This window comes from Klebsiella sp. BIGb0399, assembly GCF_003752615.1.
GTDB classification, from domain to species: domain Bacteria; phylum Pseudomonadota; class Gammaproteobacteria; order Enterobacterales; family Enterobacteriaceae; genus Klebsiella; species Klebsiella lignicola.
The window spans coordinates 496,272-513,457 of record NZ_RKHT01000007.1; the positions used below are offsets into that span (position 1 = coordinate 496,272).

Sequence of the window (17,186 nt, forward strand, 5' to 3'; positions counted from 1 at the left end):
TCAGGCTCCCTCTGTCAGTTCAGGTTCGGTTTGCGGATAAAAGTAACGGTAATGATAGTCCACCTGGGCTCTGGCCTCCTCGGGGGTGGCAAATTCCCCTGCGCCAGACCAGGCGTACATCGCCGCGCCGGCAACGGTGGTTTCGGCATCATCCAGGACTTTGATCGGGATATTCAACATGTTGGCTTTGATTTGATTCCACAGCAGGTTGCGACTACCGCCGCCAACCAGCAGCAGTTCGCTGGCGTTAAAGTGGCCGATGGTTTCCAGGGTGCGCAGGTTATTGCGCAGCTGAGCGGCTAAGCCTTCCAGCGCGGCGCGATAAAAATGGCCACGGGTGGTATTGAGCGTGACGCCTTGCCAGCCGGCATTGTGGCAGGCGAGCAGATCGCACTGCATGGTTACGCCCCCTGCGCCGTCGGGGATTTGGCGGGCCTCGTCAATCAGAGTTTGCCACGGTGTTTCCGCGGTCCAGAGCAGCTGGCGTACCCACTCCAGCACGCCGGATGCCAGCCACTGCATGCCGGGATTAGCCAGTCCGGCATGGCTGTCCAGCTCGCAGGTGGAACCGGGATACTGGCTGAGCAGGGACGTGTTGACCCTGGCGCTACGCACCATCAGGATTTCCCAGGTCCCGGAGGAGAGTACCGGTTCATCCTGCTGCGCACCGGCGCCGAACAAGGCAAATTGCGTGTCGTGACCGGCAGAGAACACCGGGATCCCGGCAGGCACCCCCAGCAGCGTGGCGGCGGTACTTTGCAGCACGCCAATGCGTTCACCGGCTTCAACCAGTACAGGAAACAGACGACGTGGTATCCCGGCGGCACCGAGGATCGCCGGGCTAAAATCGCGCTGATGAAGATCGAGCATCTGGCTGGTGCCGGCCATGGTGATATCGGTGGTGAACGCCCCGGTTAAGCGCTGGTTGATTAACGAGGAGATAAACAACCAGGCGTGGGCTTTTTCCAGCAGCTGCGGGTGGTTCTCTTTGAGCCACACCAGCTTATATAGCGTATTGAAGCTGAATGCGCCGACGCCGGAAATTTCCTGCAGCCGTTGCGGAGCCATGATGCGGCCGATGTTTTCCATCACCGCGAGCGTGCGCGGGCATTTCCAGCTGATGATCGGGTAGAGCAGCTCGCCCTGTTCATCGACCAGCGCACCGTCCACGCCAAAGGTGGTCACGGTGATGCCGCGGATCCGGCAGTGAGCCAGCTCCGCGCTCAGGCGCCGGCAGCACTCGGCGAAGCGTTGCAGAATGGCGTCCAGCGACCACTGGTGCCAGGCCGCGTTCTCGCAGGCGCTCTCGCTGGCGTTGGCAGTCGATGCCCGGGCGACAATCTTCCCCTGGCGGTCGACGGCGATGGCCCGCACGTTGGTGGCGCCGCAATCGAGGACCAGGATGACTTCATTTTTCATAATCTCTCCCAGCAAACAATTACGCCCTCCCGCATTGGGGAGGGCGCAGCGCATTAACGTTTGTACAGCGGTCCGTAATTCTGACAGGCGCGATAATCCTGACCTTCGCTGTCCATGCCGTGGGCTGACCAACTGGAAGGCCGGTAGATTTTGCCCTCTTCCACGTTGTGCATGCACACCGGAATACGCAGCATCGACGCCAGGGTAATAAAGTCAGCCCCGACGTGACCAATGGTCAGCACCCCGTGGTTGGCGCCCCAGTTAGCCATCACCGAGTAGACATCGGCGAACGGGCCTTTGCCGGTCAGGCGCGGCGCAAACCAGGTGGTAGGCCAGGTGGAGTTGGTTCGCGCATCGAGCTGGTCATGTACTTCTTCAGGTAAGTCGACGCTCCAGCCTTCCGCAATTTGCAGTACCGGCCCCAGCCCTTTGATGATGTTCACACGGGTCATGGTAAACGGCACGCCGCCTTCGGTCAGGAAGCGGGAGGAGAAGCCGCCGCCACGGAAATATTCGTGGATCGCCGGGCACCACTCGGTGGCCGCCAGGCAGGCATCGGCCTCCTGTTGCGTAATGTCCCAGTGCGGTTTGATCGTCGGGTTACCGGCGCTGTCGCACTGTTTGCAGGAGCCGTCGAGCGCCGCTGAACCGGAGTTAATCAGGTGAATAATACCGTGCTGCGCCAGGCCAGTAAGCGGCTGGCCGGTGACGCGTTCGACGGCATCTGGCGACCAGTAGGTACGCACGTCGGCAAAGACCTGCGCGGTACCGGTCAGCTGGTGGCCCATCAGCATCGCCACCCCGTTAAGGCTGTCGTTCTCGGTGGCGACAACGAACGGTTCACGCACGCCGTTCCAGTCGAAGGAACTGTTGAGCAGCGCCTCGGCGGTGTCGCCGTTGGGGTATTGATCGGTCCAGTGACGCTGGCCCTGGAAGCCGGCGGCAATGGCGTTAAAGCCCAGCGACTCTTCAACCAGCCCTTTTTCCGCCAGCTTGCTGTTGCCCTGCATCATGTCGCGAATGCACATCGCCATCAGCAGGCTCTCTTTCAGCACTGCGCGGCTCTGTTCTTCATTGCGCTTATACTGCTGGGCGTTCTGGTCCTCGCCATAGCGGAAGTTTTTATCCGCCCAGGCCAGCGCCATTTCCAGTTCGACTTCGTCATAGATCTTCTGGTCGATGCGGCGGCGCAGCTCGGTCATATCCACCGCCTGAACCTTCATCCCCAGCCAGGATTCAAAGAAGTTATGGTCGACGATGGAGCCGGCGATGCCCATCGATACGCCGCCAACGGAGAGGTAGCTTTTGCCTTTCATGCTGGCAACGGCCAGCCCGGCGCGGGCAAAACGCAGCAGCTTTTCTTCGACGTCGGCCGGGATGGTGTTGTCGTCAGCATCCTGAACGTCATGGCCGTAGATAGAAAAGGCCGGAATGCCTTTCTGAGTGTGGGCGGCCAGCGCGGCGGCGAGATACACGGCGCCGGGGCGCTCGGTGCCGTTGAAGCCCCAGATGGCCTTCGGGCGCATCGGGTCCATATCGATGGTTTCGCTGCCGTAGCACCAGCAAGGGGTGACGGTAATGGTCAGGCCGACGTTCTGACGGCTGAACTTCTCTTCACAGGCGGCGGATTCCGCCATGCCTGCGATACAGGTGTCGGCAATCACGCACTCAATCTGCGCGCCGCAGGCATGACGGAGCTTCTCGCCGATCAGCGCGGCGGTGGCTTTCGCCATGTTCATGGTTTGTTCTTCCAGCGATTCGCGGACACCCATACGACGTCCGTCAATCACCGGGCGAATACCAATTTTCGGTAAGCTGATACTTTTCATTTCAGACTCCTCACGTTATTCGGAAAATGTTCAGTGTGTTGCCGCTTGTGAACGGAAGCGGGCAAAAATAAAGATGACGGCAAAGCACAGCGCCGGGACCAGTTCTGCGGTAGGGATATTGCCGGCGGCATCGCTGACAAAGCCCATCACCGGCGTGACGATCCCGCCGCCGATAATCGTCATGACGATAAACGACGACCCGTATTTGGTGTCCTGTCCGAGGTTTTTGATCCCCAGCGAGAAGATGGTCGGGTACTGAATGGACATAAATGCGCTGCACAAGGTCAGGGCCAGCAGGCCGATATGCCCGCCGCTGATGGCAGAGATCAGGCACAGCACCATGGCCAGCAGGGCATAGGCCGCGAGCACTTTATGCGGGGCAAAGCGGCTGATAAGCCAGGTTCCGCTAAAACGGCCGATAAAGAAGCACATCATGGTGCCTGTCAGGTAGTTGGCGGCGAACCCAGGGGTCATGCCGGGGATCTCTTCAATGGCGTAGCGGATCAGATAGCTCCAGCAGGCGGTTTGCGCACCGACGTAGCAGAATTGTGCCAGCACCGCCCAGCGCCAGTGGCGAATGCGGGCAAGTCTGGCAAACGAGGCCATGAAGGAACTCTGTTCGGTTTCACTGTGGTCGTCACTCTGTAGCGCCGGGAATTTCGCCAGCATGATCAGCAGGGCAACCAGCAGTACGATAGCGACGATAATCATGTACGGGGTCTGAACCGACAGGACCAGGCTGTGTTTGTAGGCGCTGAGTTGCTCAGGGGCCATTTTATCGAGCACCTCCTGAGATTGATGCGGCACGCGTGACAAAATAAGACTTTGCCCAAATACCACCGCAATAATGGCGCCAAAGGAGTTAAACGTTTGTGCCAGATTGAGACGGAAGTGACCGCCGCTTTCTGGCCCTAATACCGTGACGAAAGGGTTGGCTGCGGTTTCAAGGCATCCGAGTCCGGCTGCGATAATAAAAAGGCCGATCAGAAATAAAGTGTAATTCATTATTTCAGCAGCAGGCCAGAATAGCGCTGCACCGAAAGCATATAAGAACAATCCGGTAATAATACCCGCTTTATAACTAAGCTTTTTCATCAGTATCCCGGCAGGGATAGGAATGACAAAGTAGCCAAAATAAAATGCCGACTGAATCAACCCAGCCTGGAAATTACTTAAGGTAAAGGCCTGCTGGAATTGCGGCAGCAAAATGTCATTAAGGTTATTGGCGACAGCCCACAGAAAAAATAATGAACACAGTAAGGCAAATGGAATGATGTAGCGCTGGCGTTGGCCGACATCGACCGCGCGAAAGCTCTGCGTTTGTATTGTTGTATTTCCCATAGCATCCTCATTAGTTCAGAAGCATTATCAGCATCTTAAGAGTGTGGTTGATATTGTTCACCAGACCATCAGCAGAGTGAGTGCCTGTGCGTACAGATTCGCTATTCACCGTTTGCCACGACACTGCATTTTGAATAAATCGCGGAGTAAATGAATTCGTGGAGGTCATTTTCAAATAAAAAAGGGCTTTTAATATGATAGCGGTCACATTTCCCCAGGTAACGGTGATTTTATGTGATAGCTATCACTTTAATTTTCATAAAAGAATGACCGTTTGCGACGATTTAATTTAAAAGCCACAGTCGGAGTGACCGATTTAATTTATTGTGGTGAAAACGGTCAGATGTTAAATGCCATTGATAAATGACCGTTTAGAAACGGAAAAATAATAACGGGCATTTTTTTCTGCTGAAAGAGATGGCGTCGGAATTAAACCGCTGGAATTAGTTGATGGGGGTCACAGAATACGCTGATGTAAATTCCATTCTGATTATTCAATATGATCATAGCGAGTAACTATAAAGCTTATTCAACAGAACCAGAGCCGCGTGAAAACGGTTCTGTTGGTCGGGTTATGAATCACTGAGAGAGGTTAAGAATGGAACGGAACAGACTGGCGCGACAGATTATTGATACCTGCCTGGAGATGACCCGACTGGGGCTGAACCAGGGCACCGCAGGGAATGTCAGCGTGCGCTATCAGGGCGGAATGTTGATTACCCCGACGGGCATTCCTTATGAAAAGCTGACCGAGTCGCACATTGTGTGGATCGATGCAAACGGCCAGCACGAGCAGGGGAAACTGCCGTCGAGCGAGTGGCGTTTCCATATGGCGGCCTACCAGACCCGGCCCGATGCTCATGCGGTTGTTCATAACCACGCGGTGCACTGCACGGCGGTGTCGATCCTTAATCGTCCGATCCCGGCGATCCACTACATGATTGCCGCCGCGGGGGGAAACTCGATCCCCTGCGCGCCGTATGCCACGTTTGGCACCCGCGAGCTGTCTGAGTTTGTCGCCGTGGCGTTAAAAAATCGCAAAGCGACCTTGCTGCAACACCATGGCCTGATTGCCTGCGAAGAGAATCTGGAAAAGGCGCTGTGGCTGGCCCACGAAGTGGAAGTCCTGGCCCAGCTGTATCTCAGTACTCTGGCGATTGTCGACCCGGTTCCGGTGCTGGACGATGAGTCGATTGCCATCGTGCTGGAAAAATTCAAAACCTACGGGTTACGGATTGAAGAGTAATTCGCAAAGCGAGCGGGAGGCAGCGATGGCGAACAGAATGATTTTAAATGAGACGGCATGGTTCGGGCGGGGAGCGATCGCCGCGTTAACCGATGAAGTGGCCCGTCGGGGATATCGTAAGGCGCTGATTGTGACTGATAAAAATCTGGCGCAATGCGGTACGGTTGAGCAGGTGACCCGCAAGATGGATGCCGCGGGGCTGACGTGGGATCTCTTTGCCGGGGCGATACCTAATCCAACGATTGCCGTGGTGCAGGAAGGGCTGCGGGTATTCCAACGCAGCGGCGCGGATTATCTGATCGCGATAGGCGGCGGCTCTCCGCAGGATACCGCGAAGGCGATCGGCATTATTAGCAATAACCCGGAATTTGCCGACGTGCGCAGTCTGGAAGGTCTCTCGCCGACCCGCCAGCCGAGCGTGCCGATCATGGCCATCCCGACCACCGCCGGGACGGCGGCTGAGGTGACCATAAACTACGTGATCACCGATGAAGACCAGCGGCGCAAATTTGTCTGTGTCGACCCGCATGATATTCCGCAGGTGGCGTTTATCGATGCCGATATGATGGACGGCATGCCGCCGGCATTAAAAGCGGCGACCGGGGTAGATGCGCTGACCCATGCCATTGAAGGCTACATCACGCGGGCGGCGTGGGCGCTGACCGATGCGCTGCACATTAAAGCCATCGAGGTGATTGCCGGGGCGCTACGAGACTCGGTTGCCGGCGATCGCCAGGCGGGAGAGGCGATGGCGCTGGGGCAGTATATCGCCGGCATGGGCTTTTCCAACGTGGGGCTGGGGTTGGTGCACGGCATGGCGCACCCTTTAGGGGCGTTTTATAACACTCCGCATGGGGTGGCAAATGCCATTTTATTGCCTCACGTGATGCGCTATAACGCCGACTTCAGCGGCGAGAAGTTTCGCGATATCGCCCGGGCCATGGGGGAGAAAGTCGAAGAGCTGAGTCTGGAACAGGCCCGGCAGTCGGCGGTTGACGCGGTCTTGCGCCTCAACCGCGATGTCGGGATCCCGCTGCATTTACGCGATGTCGGGGTTCGCAAAGAGGATATTCCGGCGCTGGCGCAGGCGGCTTTTGACGATGTCTGCACCGGCGGCAATCCGCGGGAAGCCAGCCTGGCAGACATTGTGGCGCTGTATCATACGGCCTGGTAGATAATGTTGTCGGGCAGTACACAGGGCGATACTGCTATCGCCCTGTCGCCGCAGGCAAATTTACGGCGTCAGTCGTAGCTGCTGTAAATTGCCGTCGAGCTGCAGGTCGGTCTGCAGACGGGCGATCTCACGGCAGGTAAACGCCATCTCTTTATGCATTTCCAGCTTCTTGCGCCACTTCTCAGGTACGTCGGCCAGACGGGCGTAGATCCCCTCGAGGTCCTGAAAATCCGTCAACAGCTGTGCCGCGCTTTTAGGGCCGATCCCCGCCACACCCGGCACTTTTGAACTGCTGATCCCGGCAAGTCCCCAGTAATCGGGCAGCTGCTCGGGCGTGACGCCAAACTCATTAGCGATGAAAGGGGCATCCAGCCAGCGCTTTTGAAAGTAGTCGCGAATACGGATTGGGGGCGACAGCAGCTGGCAATAGCCTTTATCGGTGGAGACGATGGTCGCCTGATGCCCGGCGTGCGCGACTTTGATCGCCAGGGTGGCGGCGAGGTCGTCTGCTTCATTGCCTGCTAAGGTCCAGCAGCGGATCCCGCGTTGCTCAAAGGCCGCCCGCAGCGCGGGCATTTCAGCCTCCAGGGTTTCTGGCATCGGGGAACGCCCGGCTTTGTATTCCGGCAAACGCTGGTGGCGCCAGCCGTGAGCGCGGTCTTCATCATCAAACACCGCCACGGCATGCGTGGGCTGGCTATGAACGATGAGCTGTTCCAGCGCATGCAGGCAGGTATCCACGCAGGGAGAGCCCTGAACGGCATGGATGCGACGGATCAGATTGAGTGCGTCGACAATTAACAGATGAACGGCCACAGATGCCCCCTTAGCGCCCGGTGTTCTCTAAATCCTAAGGGTATCAAAGCCGTGCGAGGGTGGCTATCGGCATGCGGATATTCAGGAATGCGTCACGCAAAGACGTCATATTCGCGTCGGCGATATCTGCGGTGTTAAATAACAGAACGGTGGAATAGTAGAATAGAAATATGGGGAATAGTGGAATAGCTGAATATAAAAGGAGCCTTGCGGCTCCTTTGAATAAACGATCACCCGTTAATGATGTTGTACTACCTGGGCCAGATCTTTTTCTTTGACCTTACCACTGACTTTTCGTGAATAAATTGCGGTAATAATGGGCACCAGAATTGCGGTGACAATAACGCTGGCGGCAACCAGCGCGGTTGCTGATGCGGCCACCGGTTCAAAGGCCGGATTAATTTGGGCAATAATTACCGGGTTAGCCACTGCAGCACCGGCGGCGGAAGAGGCTGCAATACCGGCAGTACCGTTACCGCCGCCAATAAATTTATCAGCGAAAATCAGTGGAATACCGGTGATGACAATGACCGCGACGCCCAGAATAATACCCAGCAGGCCGGTTTCCATAATCACGTTGAGATTAATCGTATTCCCCAGCGCGAAGCCGAAGAAAGGAATCAGCGTCGGCGTTGCTTTACTGAAGAACGCGCGGAAGTCGTGGTCAAGGTTGCCAAGGGTAAAGCCAATCAGGAACGGCAGCACTGCGCCAATAAAGTGGTGTGGTTCAAAGGTGGCGAGGCCGGCGGAACCCAGAATCACCATCGTCATCAGCGGGCCGGACTCCAGAGACATTAAGACGAACGCGCCGGACTCTTCTTTGGTACCGTACTGATTCATCAGGCTGGCGTACAGGCCGCCGTTGGTCATATCCATGGCGGAAACGATCGCCAGCACCGACAGGCCGGCGAACATGCCGGTCTGAATACCACCATCAGGAATAAAGGAGGCGGCAATCATCGCCACAACCCAGGCCACCGCAATTTTGGTGATCACCAGGGTGCCGGATTTTCGCAGTACCGTGCCGGTGGCACGAAGGTCAATTGAGGCGCCGATGCAGAAGAACCACACCGCAAGAATGGGTACCGTGCCGCTGATCATCCCTTTGGTAAAGGAGCCAAAATAGGCACCGGTATCTGGAGCGAAGGTATTCAGCATCGCGCCAAGCAGCAGCGGAATCAGCATCATCCCACCTGGGATACGTTCAATAGTTGCTTTAATTTTCATCATCATTCCCTTTATTTTTTTATTGTCTACAGCGACTTACTGGTGACAGTCCCTCTGCTGAGGCAATAAATTTCATTTTATAATTGAATTAAAAATCTTCTTTTAGGAGTCATGGTGTTGACTCTTTCTTCTGGCTCTGGGCGGTGTTGTAAAGGCTTTAGCCTTAAATGTTATGCTCCGAAAATGACCTGTCGGGGTATACTATCCTTTTGAAGAAACCTTGATTCAATCAAATTGAAACAATATTTCAGTTTAGATCACATTATTTTTATCACCACGCTGATAAGATATTTTCTAACAGGGTTAAATGTGAAAAATGTGTGATTAATTTAATTAAATGTCGTTTTTTTTATTAATGAGATGGAGGCGGTTACCGCGCCTGTATTGATTTGCCAGTGAGGAGTTATAAATGGATATTCGTCAAAGCATTCACAGCGATCACGCCAAAACGCTTGATACCGCAGGTTTACGCAAAGAGTTTCTGGTGGAGACCATCTTTGCCGCCGATCGCTATACCATGACCTACAGCCACATCGACCGCATCATCATCGGCGGGGTAATGCCGGTGACGCAAACCGTGAGCGTGGGCGGCGAAGTGGGCAAGCAGCTCGGCGTCAGCTACTTCCTTGAACGCCGTGAGCTGGGGGTTATCAATATCGGGGGAGCGGGCACCATTACCGTCGACGGCACCTGTTATGAAATCGGCCATCGCGATGCGCTGTATGTCGGGAAAGGGGCGAAAGAGGTGATCTTTGCCAGCGTCGATGCGGCGAAGCCTGCCCGTTTCTACTATAACTGCGCGCCAGCCCATACCACCTATCCGACAAAACGCGTGACCCCTGCGGATGTCGCGCCGGTTGTGCTGGGTGAGGATGTGACCAGCAACCGTCGCACGATTAACAAGTATTTTGTGCCGGATGTGCTGGAAACCTGCCAGCTGAGTATGGGGCTGACTGAGCTTGCGCCGGGCAACTTGTGGAATACGATGCCGTGCCATACGCATGAGCGCCGGATGGAGGTCTATTTCTACTTCGGTCTGGAAGAGAACAGCTGCGTGTTCCATATGATGGGGCAACCGCAGGAAACGCGGCATATTGTGGTGCAAAACGAACAAGCGGTGATTTCACCTAGCTGGTCGATTCACTCGGGTGTCGGTACGCGTGCGTATACTTTTATCTGGGGGATGGTAGGGGAGAACCAGGTGTTTGACGATATGGACCACGTCAAAGTGGGCGACCTGCGCTAACGTCTGAATGAGGCTGTCTGAGACAAGATAATATCGCCCTGGGCATTGCTGCTCAGGGCGTTTTTTTGTGCTGATTAATCGCAGGCGACGATTTTCATTGCCAGACCACCGCGCGAGGTTTCGCGGTATTTGGCGTTCATATCTTTGCCCGTTTCGTACATGGTTTCGATCACTTTATCGAGGCAGACGCGCGGCTCGCTGGTGCGGCGAAGCGCCATCCGCGCGGCGTTTACCGCTTTAACGGCGGCGATAGCATTACGCTCGATGCAGGGAACCTGCACCTGGCCGGCTACCGGATCGCAGGTCAGACCCAGATTGTGTTCCATGCCGATTTCAGCGGCGATACACACCTGGCCCGGACTTCCGCCCAACAGCTCCGCCAGACCGGCGGCGGCCATTGAACAAGCCACGCCGACTTCGCCCTGGCAGCCTACTTCGGCGCCGGAAATAGAGGCGTTCATCTTATACAGTGAGCCGATAGCGCTGGTGACCAGCAGGTAGCGGGCCAGCGAGTTGGCGTTCACCTTACGGATTAACTTGTCGTAATAGGCGAGTACCGCCGGGACGATCCCACAGGCGCCGTTGGTCGGTGCCGTGACCACGCGACCACCGGCCGCATTTTCTTCGTTAACCGCCAGAGCAAACATATTAATCCAGTCAACAACCGCCATCGGGTCGCTGTTGGTATTGTCCTGGCTGACCAGCATCCGGCGCAGGGCGGCGGCGCGGCGCGGTACCCGCAATCTGCCTGGCAGAACGCCTTCGGTGGTAATGCCGCGTTCAATACCGCCGCTCATCACTTCCCACACCGCTTCGAAGTGCTGTTCCAGTTGGGCTTTGCTGTGCAATGCCAGTTCGTTTTGCATCATCAGGCCGGATAGCGAAAGCCCACTTTCACGGCAGTGTCGTTGCAGGTCTGCGGCATTTTTGTATGGGTAAGGCACCACGGCCGGGGCTTCATTGGTCTGGCCGAAGTGTTGCTCATCGACGATAAAACCGCCGCCAATGGAGTAGTAGGTTTGCGTGTAGAGCACCTTGTCGCCGTTCAGGGCGGTGATGCGCATACCGTTTTCGTGCAGCGACAGGTTGTCGGCATGGAAATTCATGCACTGGTCAACCGGGAAGTCGACTTCATGCTGGCCGTTTGCCAGCATCAGACGCCCGTGGGTGTTGACGTCCTGAATAAACGCCGGGATGGCGTCGATATCGACGCTGTCTGGCAGGTTGCCCGCAAGGCCCATAATAATGGCGATGTCGGTGTGGTGGCCTTTACCGGTCAGGGAAAGCGAGCCGTAAACGTCGACAACAACTTTGCTGACGTCGGCAAGCAGCCCACGTGCGATGAGGTCGTCGGTGAATTGTTTGCCCGCTTTCATCGGTCCAACGGTATGGGAGCTGGACGGGCCAATGCCGATTTTAAAAATATCGAATACGCTGATCATGATGCATCCAGTACTGTCGGGAAGCGCGCCGCCAGCTGGCGGCGCGAAGGGGGATTAGCTGAACAGAGAGTAGAAAATAGCGGAGATGGCAATCAGACCCATAATCACAACGAAGACGTTGCTGATGTGGCCGCTGTATTTGCGCATGGCCGGGACTTTCTGAATGGCGTACATCGGCATCAGGAACAGAATCATCGCGATAATCGGGCCGCCGAGGGTTTCGATCATGCCGAGAATGCTTGGGTTCAGGGTCGCCACAATCCAGGTGGTAACCAGCATGAACAGCGCTGTGATTTTGTTCAGTTTGTTGATTTCGATGCTTTTGCCTTTACCGCGCAGGGACTTAATCACCATGCCGTTAAAGCCTTCGCGTGCACCCAGATAGTGGCCGAGGAAGGATTTGGTGATGGCAATCATCGCAATGATCGGCGCCATCCAGGCAATCAGCGGTGCGTTAAAGTGGTTCGCCAGGTATGAGAGAATCGAGATGTTCTGATCTTTGGCCGCCGCCAGGTCTGCCGGAGACAGGCTCAGTACGCAGCTGAAGACGAAGAACATCACGGTGATCACCATCATGACGTGGGCGCGAGCCAGGATGCTGGAGCATTTCTTCTCTGCGCCGTCGCCGTACTCTTCACGCTTCGCCACGGCGAAGGAGGAGATGATCGGTGAGTGGTTAAAGGAGAACACCATCACCGGAATAGCCAGCCACAACGTCATCCACAGGCCGTTACCGGTGGCGGAGGCGCTGCTCAGGGAGAGGGTTTCCAGTGCTGCGCCGTTCCACTGCGGGATCAGGTACAGTGCCAGAATCATCAGGGCGACAACAAACGGGAAGACCAGAATACTCATCGCTTTAACAATCATCTGCTCGCCGAAACGCACGATGGTCATCATACCCACGATCAGAATCAGCGAGAGGATCGCACGCGGCGGTGCCGTCATCTGCAGCTGGTGCGTCATAAAGCTCTCGACGGTATTGGTGATCGCCACGCTATACACCAACAGAATCGGGTAGATGGCGAAGAAATAGAGCAGCGTAATCAGCTTACCTGCGCCAACGCCAAAGTGCTCTTCAACCACTTCAGTGATGTCTTCGCCCGGATTTTTACCGGAAAGCACAAAACGGGTCATTCCGCGGTGAGCGAAATAGGTCATCGGGAAGGCAAGGATTGCCATGATAATCAGGGGGATCATACCGCCGACACCGGCATTAATCGGCAGGAACAACACGCCCGCTCCGATTGCCGTGCCGTACAGGCCCAGCATCCACATGGTGTCTGTTTTGCGCCATCCGCTGCGGGTTTCACCCGTAACGATAGTGCTGGTTTGAGTGGTTTCCATCTGTTTCTCCTGGAGGAAGCGACCAAATATAATGATTAAAATCAATTAAGTAATACTAAATTCGTTTGTTTACGGTTTTTTAATGATTTTCTCCGTAACAAGTGGGGCGGGAAGATACATTTATCTGGTAAATGCATCAGTGATCGCGATCCCAATTGCAATAATCCACTTTCTATATGGGTGTTTTTAGTTCAACAGTCTGTTTCTGGTGATCAGCCAGATATTTGTGGCGCGAAGGCTATCATTTACAGGATATGAGATAAAAGGAGTTGGGCGTAATAACGAGGTTTTTGCTGTAAAAATGAGATGCAGACGATGTTTTCACGCTTAAATGCATTTTTATTAGTGATATTTATCGCTGTTTATGGAAACGCAAACGATTGGCTTTGTAAAAACAGAACAAACGATTCTTAAAATAATTGAATCATTCGGAAAGTCGCGCCGAGGAAAGGCAAGGGAACACGCAGGGGAAAGTGAAGGAGTGCAAAAGAGAGCACAGGGGAGAACAAGGGGAGAACAAGGGGAGAACAAGGGGAGAACCAGGGCAGGAAAAGCGGGTTACGGCATCGCGCGTCGTAACCCGGTATGGCAGAGTGACAGCTTATCTGTCAGGAGCCGATTTCATAGCAAGGAATATAGGCACTGCCGCCTGGCAGCTTCATACGATGCTGGGCGACGAAGCCCTGCAGCAGTTCGTCCATCCGACGCATGATCTCCGGATCGCCGTGCAGCTTGTAAGGACCGAACTTCTCAATCGCCTGAATACCCACCTCTTTGACGTTGCCGGCCACGATGCCGGAAAACGCACGACGGAGGTCCGCCGCCAGCACTTCTACCGGTTGGTCCGGGTAGAGCTTGAGGTTGGCCATGTTTTCATGCGTTGGATCGAACGGCATTTGCAGGTCAGGAGTAATACGGATCGACCAGTTGAAGCTGTAGGCATCCCCGGTCTCGCGGCGGTTCTCTTTCACCAGCGGCATCGCTTTCTTCATCTGCCGCGCCACCTCTGCGGCATCGTCAACGATAATGCGGTAGTGGCGACGGGCCGATTCACCCAACGTGTGCACGATGAATTCATCCAGCACGCGGAAATAGTCAGCGCTCTCTTTTGGTCCGGTCAGGATCAGCGGCAGCACCTGCGACTGGTTCGCCGGGTGCATTAAAATACCCAGCAGATAGAGCAGCTCTTCTGCCGTCCCCACGCCGCCCGGGAAGATGATAATGCCGTGGGCGATGCGCACGAACGCTTCCAGACGCTTTTCGATATCCGGCATGATGATCAGCTCGTTCACCAGCGGGTTTGGCGGCTCGGCGGCAATAATTGACGGCTCGGTCATCCCGATAAAGCGGCTGTCTTTATAACGCTGCTGAGCATGGCCGACCGCGGCGCCTTTCATCGGTGCTTCCATGGCGCCCGGGCCACAACCGGTGCAGATGTTCAGCTCACGCAGACCAAGCTGGGTGCCGACGCGACGGGCGTACAGATATTCGTTTTCGTTAATAGAGTGGCCGCCCCAGCAGACAATCATGTTCGGCGCTTCGCCGACGTGCAGGGCGCGGGCGTTACGTAGAATCGAAAACACCAGGTTGGTGATATGTACCGAGCTTTCGAGATCGAGATTCGGGAAGCGCACGGTGTTGTGGATTTGTCCGTAGACGAACAGGATATCGCGCAGCACGGCAAACAGGTTGGCCTGCAGGGAGCGAATAATCCGCCCGTCAACGAAGGCCTCTTCCGGCGGGTTGATCAATTCCAGCTTCACACCGCGTTCGCGGCGCAGGACGTTAATATCGAAGTTTTCAAAACGAGACAGTAGCTCCTTGCTGTTATCGGTCAGGCTCCCCGAATTGAGTACAGCAAGCGAGCAGTTACGAAAGAGTTGATAGAGGTCACTGCTGGCGGTGCGTTTAAGCATATCCACTTCCAGCTGTGACAGCATATCCATTGAACCAAGCGGGCTAACATGTGTAATCAAGTGAACTCCTTACAGGACGATTATCGTCTTCCTGAGATTACAATAGCCTTGCCGGTGACGTTTCCACAACCTTGCGCACGCGTTAACGCACGCAAATTGTGAAAATGTTTACTACTGACGGGCGAGGCGGCCGATGGCCGGCACAAATTCGCCGTTGCTGCGCCACGGGTTAATATCCAGCCCCCCGCGGCGGGTATAGCGGGCATAGACGGAAAGGGATTCCGGCTGGCAGAAACGCAGGAGGTCGTTAAAAATTCGCTCGACGCACTGCTCGTGGAATTCATTGTGGTGGCGGAACGACACCAGATAGCGCAGCAGCTTTTCGCGGTCGATTTTAGGCCCACGATACTGAATCTGTACCGACCCCCAGTCTGGCTGGTGGGTGATCAGACAGTTGGATTTGAGCAGATGGCTGACCAGCGTCTCCTCGACGACCTTGCCGCCCGCAGCATCCTGCAGATAGTCGGTGCTGAACTCATAGTTATCAATCTCGATATCCTGCTCATCGATGCAGGTACCGTGCAGATGCGCCACCGGCTGGCCTTCGAGTTCGTCGAGGCGATACAGCGACACCGTGACCTCGCCCTGGGCGCAGGCGCTGAGATCGCGCGTCAGCGTTGCCTGAACGTCCTGCCAGCTGGCAAAACGGGTCTGGTTAAAGCTGTTGAGATAGAGCTTAAAGCTCTTCGATTCCACCAGGTTAACGGTTGTGTCATTCAGCTCAACGTGACCGACGGCGACCTGCGGCAGCCCTTTGGCATTCAGCCAGGAGAGCTCGTACAGGGTCCAGATATCACCGCCGTGAAACGGCAGATTATCCGCATGCAGCCCCAGCGGGTCGCGGTTCAGGCTGCGCGGCACGCCCTGAAGCAGGGAGGCATCATAAGTATCGCGGTAATCCGTTGATTTACCGAGCGTCAGGCCGGCCAGCGCCTGATGATTATCGTAAGAAGACATGTTTCACCATAGGAAAGCGGGTACACTAGCAACCAAGTGTATCCTGGCTAACGTGAAGAGAGAAACCGGTGGACCATCAAACTGCAGAAGCGCTGCAAGCCTTTACTCAACGCTATTGCGCTGCCTGGCAGCAGCAGTACGCCAGCCTGCCGCGAAGCGAAGAGCTTTATGGTGTCCCGTCTCCCTGTATCAGCGCGACGGACGATGATGCGGTGTTCTGGCAGCCGCAGCGCTTTTCCTTAGAGCCCGATATCAGCGCAGTTGAACGGGCGCTTGATATTGTGATACAACAGCCGATTCATCGTTATTATACCACCCAGTTTGCCGGTGATATGACGGCCCGTCTGGCGGGCGAGACGATGACGCTGTTGCAAACCTGGAGTCCGGATGACTTCCAGCGCGTGCAGGAGAATTTAATCGGTCATCTGCTGGTGCAAAAACGGCTTAAGCTGTCGCCGACGCTGTTTATTGCGACGCTGGACAGCGAGCTGGATGTCATTTCGGTCTGTAACGTGAGCGGCGAAGTGCTTAAAGAGACGCTCGGCACCCGCAAACGGACAACCCTTTCTCCTTCTCTTGCGAGTTTCCTTAATCAGCTTGAGCCAGTTCTGTAATCCATTTTACCAACCCGTTTGTGAGAGATCTCTTACAAGACCTGTAAGAGATCGTCATCATTTACGCAATTTTTTAATCAATTGATTTGTAATAAATTCATAAAATTCAAATCGTTGTTCTTTTTTGTTGCTCCGCAGGGTGGGGTTAATCTTAAGAGATTCTCTCAAGAAGGCTTGTAAGACGAAGCGGAATCAGTGATCCTATGTACGTCGACAGGAAGTCGCGAGAAGAAGTGAACATCAGGATGATGACACTTCTTGCAGGACCCGCCGGGAAGGCGTTGCAAGGACAGGCTTCAGGATGAAGCACAGGATCACGCAGGAACGCGTAAAGGACACCTCCAGGATGGAGAACGTGAGCCGCTCATTATGAACGGTGGATCAGGAAGATCGGGACAAACTTAGGGATAAGTGATTTCACATCGGGGTGGTGTGAGAGCAGGATGCGCTAGTTTATGGATGAACATGGTCAGGAGACCACAGGAAAAGTTTTCATGGACGAGCAGGGAGCACCAATGTAGCTGGATTGCTGCGAAACGAACCGGGAGCACTGTT

The 17,186-nt window shown here is 55.1% G+C and carries 13 protein-coding genes; 4 read left to right on the forward strand and 9 right to left on the reverse strand.

Annotated features, from left to right (window positions below):
- Genes fucK through fucP form a run of 3 tightly spaced genes read right to left on the reverse strand, consistent with a single transcriptional unit; the run spans position 1 to position 4,589 of the window.
- Positions 1-1,419 carry an L-fuculokinase gene (gene fucK, locus EDF82_RS17010; RefSeq protein ID WP_123756695.1) on the reverse strand — a complete coding sequence of 473 codons (1,419 nt, stop codon included), beginning with the start codon at positions 1,417-1,419 and terminating at the stop codon, positions 1-3.
- A gap of 53 nt (positions 1,420-1,472) precedes the next feature.
- Entirely contained in the window at positions 1,473-3,248 is a 1,776-nt protein-coding gene (fucI, locus tag EDF82_RS17015) for an L-fucose isomerase (protein WP_123756696.1), read from the reverse strand.
- A gap of 30 nt (positions 3,249-3,278) precedes the next feature.
- Positions 3,279-4,589 carry an L-fucose:H+ symporter permease gene (gene fucP, locus EDF82_RS17020; RefSeq protein WP_123756697.1) on the reverse strand — a complete coding sequence of 437 codons (1,311 nt, stop codon included), beginning with the start codon at positions 4,587-4,589 and terminating at the stop codon, positions 3,279-3,281.
- A gap of 598 nt (positions 4,590-5,187) precedes the next feature.
- Between fucP and fucA the strand changes: the two genes are divergently transcribed.
- A complete protein-coding gene (fucA, locus tag EDF82_RS17025) occupies positions 5,188-5,835 on the forward strand; it encodes an L-fuculose-phosphate aldolase (protein WP_123756698.1) in 648 nt (215 codons plus the stop codon).
- Positions 5,836-5,860: 25 nt separating this feature from the next.
- Positions 5,861-7,009, forward strand: coding sequence for a lactaldehyde reductase (fucO, locus tag EDF82_RS17030; protein ID WP_123756699.1), 1,149 nt, complete (start codon positions 5,861-5,863; stop codon positions 7,007-7,009).
- A gap of 60 nt (positions 7,010-7,069) precedes the next feature.
- Here fucO and xni read toward each other — a convergent pair whose 3' ends face one another.
- Together xni and kdgT are read right to left on the reverse strand one after the other, a co-directional pair.
- Positions 7,070-7,825, reverse strand: a complete 756-nt coding sequence (gene xni / locus EDF82_RS17035) for a flap endonuclease Xni (protein WP_123756700.1) — start codon at positions 7,823-7,825, stop codon at positions 7,070-7,072.
- Positions 7,826-8,062: 237 nt separating this feature from the next.
- Positions 8,063-9,052, reverse strand: coding sequence for a 2-keto-3-deoxygluconate transporter (gene kdgT / locus EDF82_RS17040; protein WP_123756701.1), 990 nt, complete (start codon positions 9,050-9,052; stop codon positions 8,063-8,065).
- Between the two features lie 409 nt (positions 9,053-9,461).
- Here kdgT and kduI point away from each other — a divergent pair, with 409 nt between their 5' ends.
- On the forward strand, positions 9,462-10,298 hold the full coding sequence (gene kduI / locus EDF82_RS17045) for a 5-dehydro-4-deoxy-D-glucuronate isomerase (RefSeq protein WP_123756702.1): 837 nt from the start codon (positions 9,462-9,464) through the stop codon (positions 10,296-10,298).
- Between the two features lie 74 nt (positions 10,299-10,372).
- Here the strand turns inward: kduI and EDF82_RS17050 are convergent, their stop codons facing one another.
- From EDF82_RS17050 to queF, 4 genes are all read right to left on the reverse strand, one after another.
- The gene (locus EDF82_RS17050) at positions 10,373-11,740 is read right to left on the reverse strand and encodes an L-serine ammonia-lyase (RefSeq protein ID WP_123756703.1); all 1,368 of its coding nucleotides are present in this window, start codon (positions 11,738-11,740) and stop codon (positions 10,373-10,375) included.
- A 54-nt stretch (positions 11,741-11,794) separates the two neighbouring features.
- Positions 11,795-13,084 (reverse strand): HAAAP family serine/threonine permease, encoded by a 1,290-nt coding sequence (locus EDF82_RS17055; RefSeq protein WP_123756704.1) that lies wholly within the window; start codon positions 13,082-13,084, stop codon positions 11,795-11,797.
- 608 nt (positions 13,085-13,692) lie between these two features.
- A complete protein-coding gene (ppnN, locus tag EDF82_RS17060) occupies positions 13,693-15,060 on the reverse strand; it encodes a nucleotide 5'-monophosphate nucleosidase PpnN (protein WP_123756705.1) in 1,368 nt (455 codons plus the stop codon).
- Positions 15,061-15,171: 111 nt separating this feature from the next.
- Positions 15,172-16,017: an NADPH-dependent 7-cyano-7-deazaguanine reductase QueF gene (queF, locus tag EDF82_RS17065; protein WP_123756706.1), complete on the reverse strand. Its 846-nt coding sequence runs from the start codon at positions 16,015-16,017 to the stop codon at positions 15,172-15,174.
- A 68-nt stretch (positions 16,018-16,085) separates the two neighbouring features.
- Between queF and syd the strand changes: the two genes are divergently transcribed.
- On the forward strand, positions 16,086-16,631 hold the full coding sequence (syd, locus tag EDF82_RS17070; protein ID WP_123756707.1) for a SecY-interacting protein: 546 nt from the start codon (positions 16,086-16,088) through the stop codon (positions 16,629-16,631).
- Positions 16,632-17,186: the final 555 nt, after the last annotated feature.

Excerpts from the sequence above, each read along its gene's own strand:
- fucK (WP_123756695.1), bottom strand. The coding sequence starts at position 1,419 with ATGAAAAATGAAGTCATCCTGGTCCTCGATTGCGGCGCCACCAACGTG.
- fucI (WP_123756696.1), bottom strand. The coding sequence starts at position 3,248 with ATGAAAAGTATCAGCTTACCGAAAATTGGTATTCGCCCGGTGATTGAC.
- fucP (WP_123756697.1), bottom strand. The coding sequence starts at position 4,589 with ATGGGAAATACAACAATACAAACGCAGAGCTTTCGCGCGGTCGATGTC.
- fucA (WP_123756698.1), top strand. The coding sequence starts at position 5,188 with ATGGAACGGAACAGACTGGCGCGACAGATTATTGATACCTGCCTGGAG.
- fucO (WP_123756699.1), top strand. The coding sequence starts at position 5,861 with ATGGCGAACAGAATGATTTTAAATGAGACGGCATGGTTCGGGCGGGGA.
- kdgT (WP_123756701.1), bottom strand. The coding sequence starts at position 9,052 with ATGAAAATTAAAGCAACTATTGAACGTATCCCAGGTGGGATGATGCTG.
- kduI (WP_123756702.1), top strand. The coding sequence starts at position 9,462 with ATGGATATTCGTCAAAGCATTCACAGCGATCACGCCAAAACGCTTGAT.
- EDF82_RS17050 (WP_123756703.1), bottom strand. The coding sequence starts at position 11,740 with ATGATCAGCGTATTCGATATTTTTAAAATCGGCATTGGCCCGTCCAGC.
- EDF82_RS17055 (WP_123756704.1), bottom strand. The coding sequence starts at position 13,084 with ATGGAAACCACTCAAACCAGCACTATCGTTACGGGTGAAACCCGCAGC.
- queF (WP_123756706.1), bottom strand. The coding sequence starts at position 16,017 with ATGTCTTCTTACGATAATCATCAGGCGCTGGCCGGCCTGACGCTCGGT.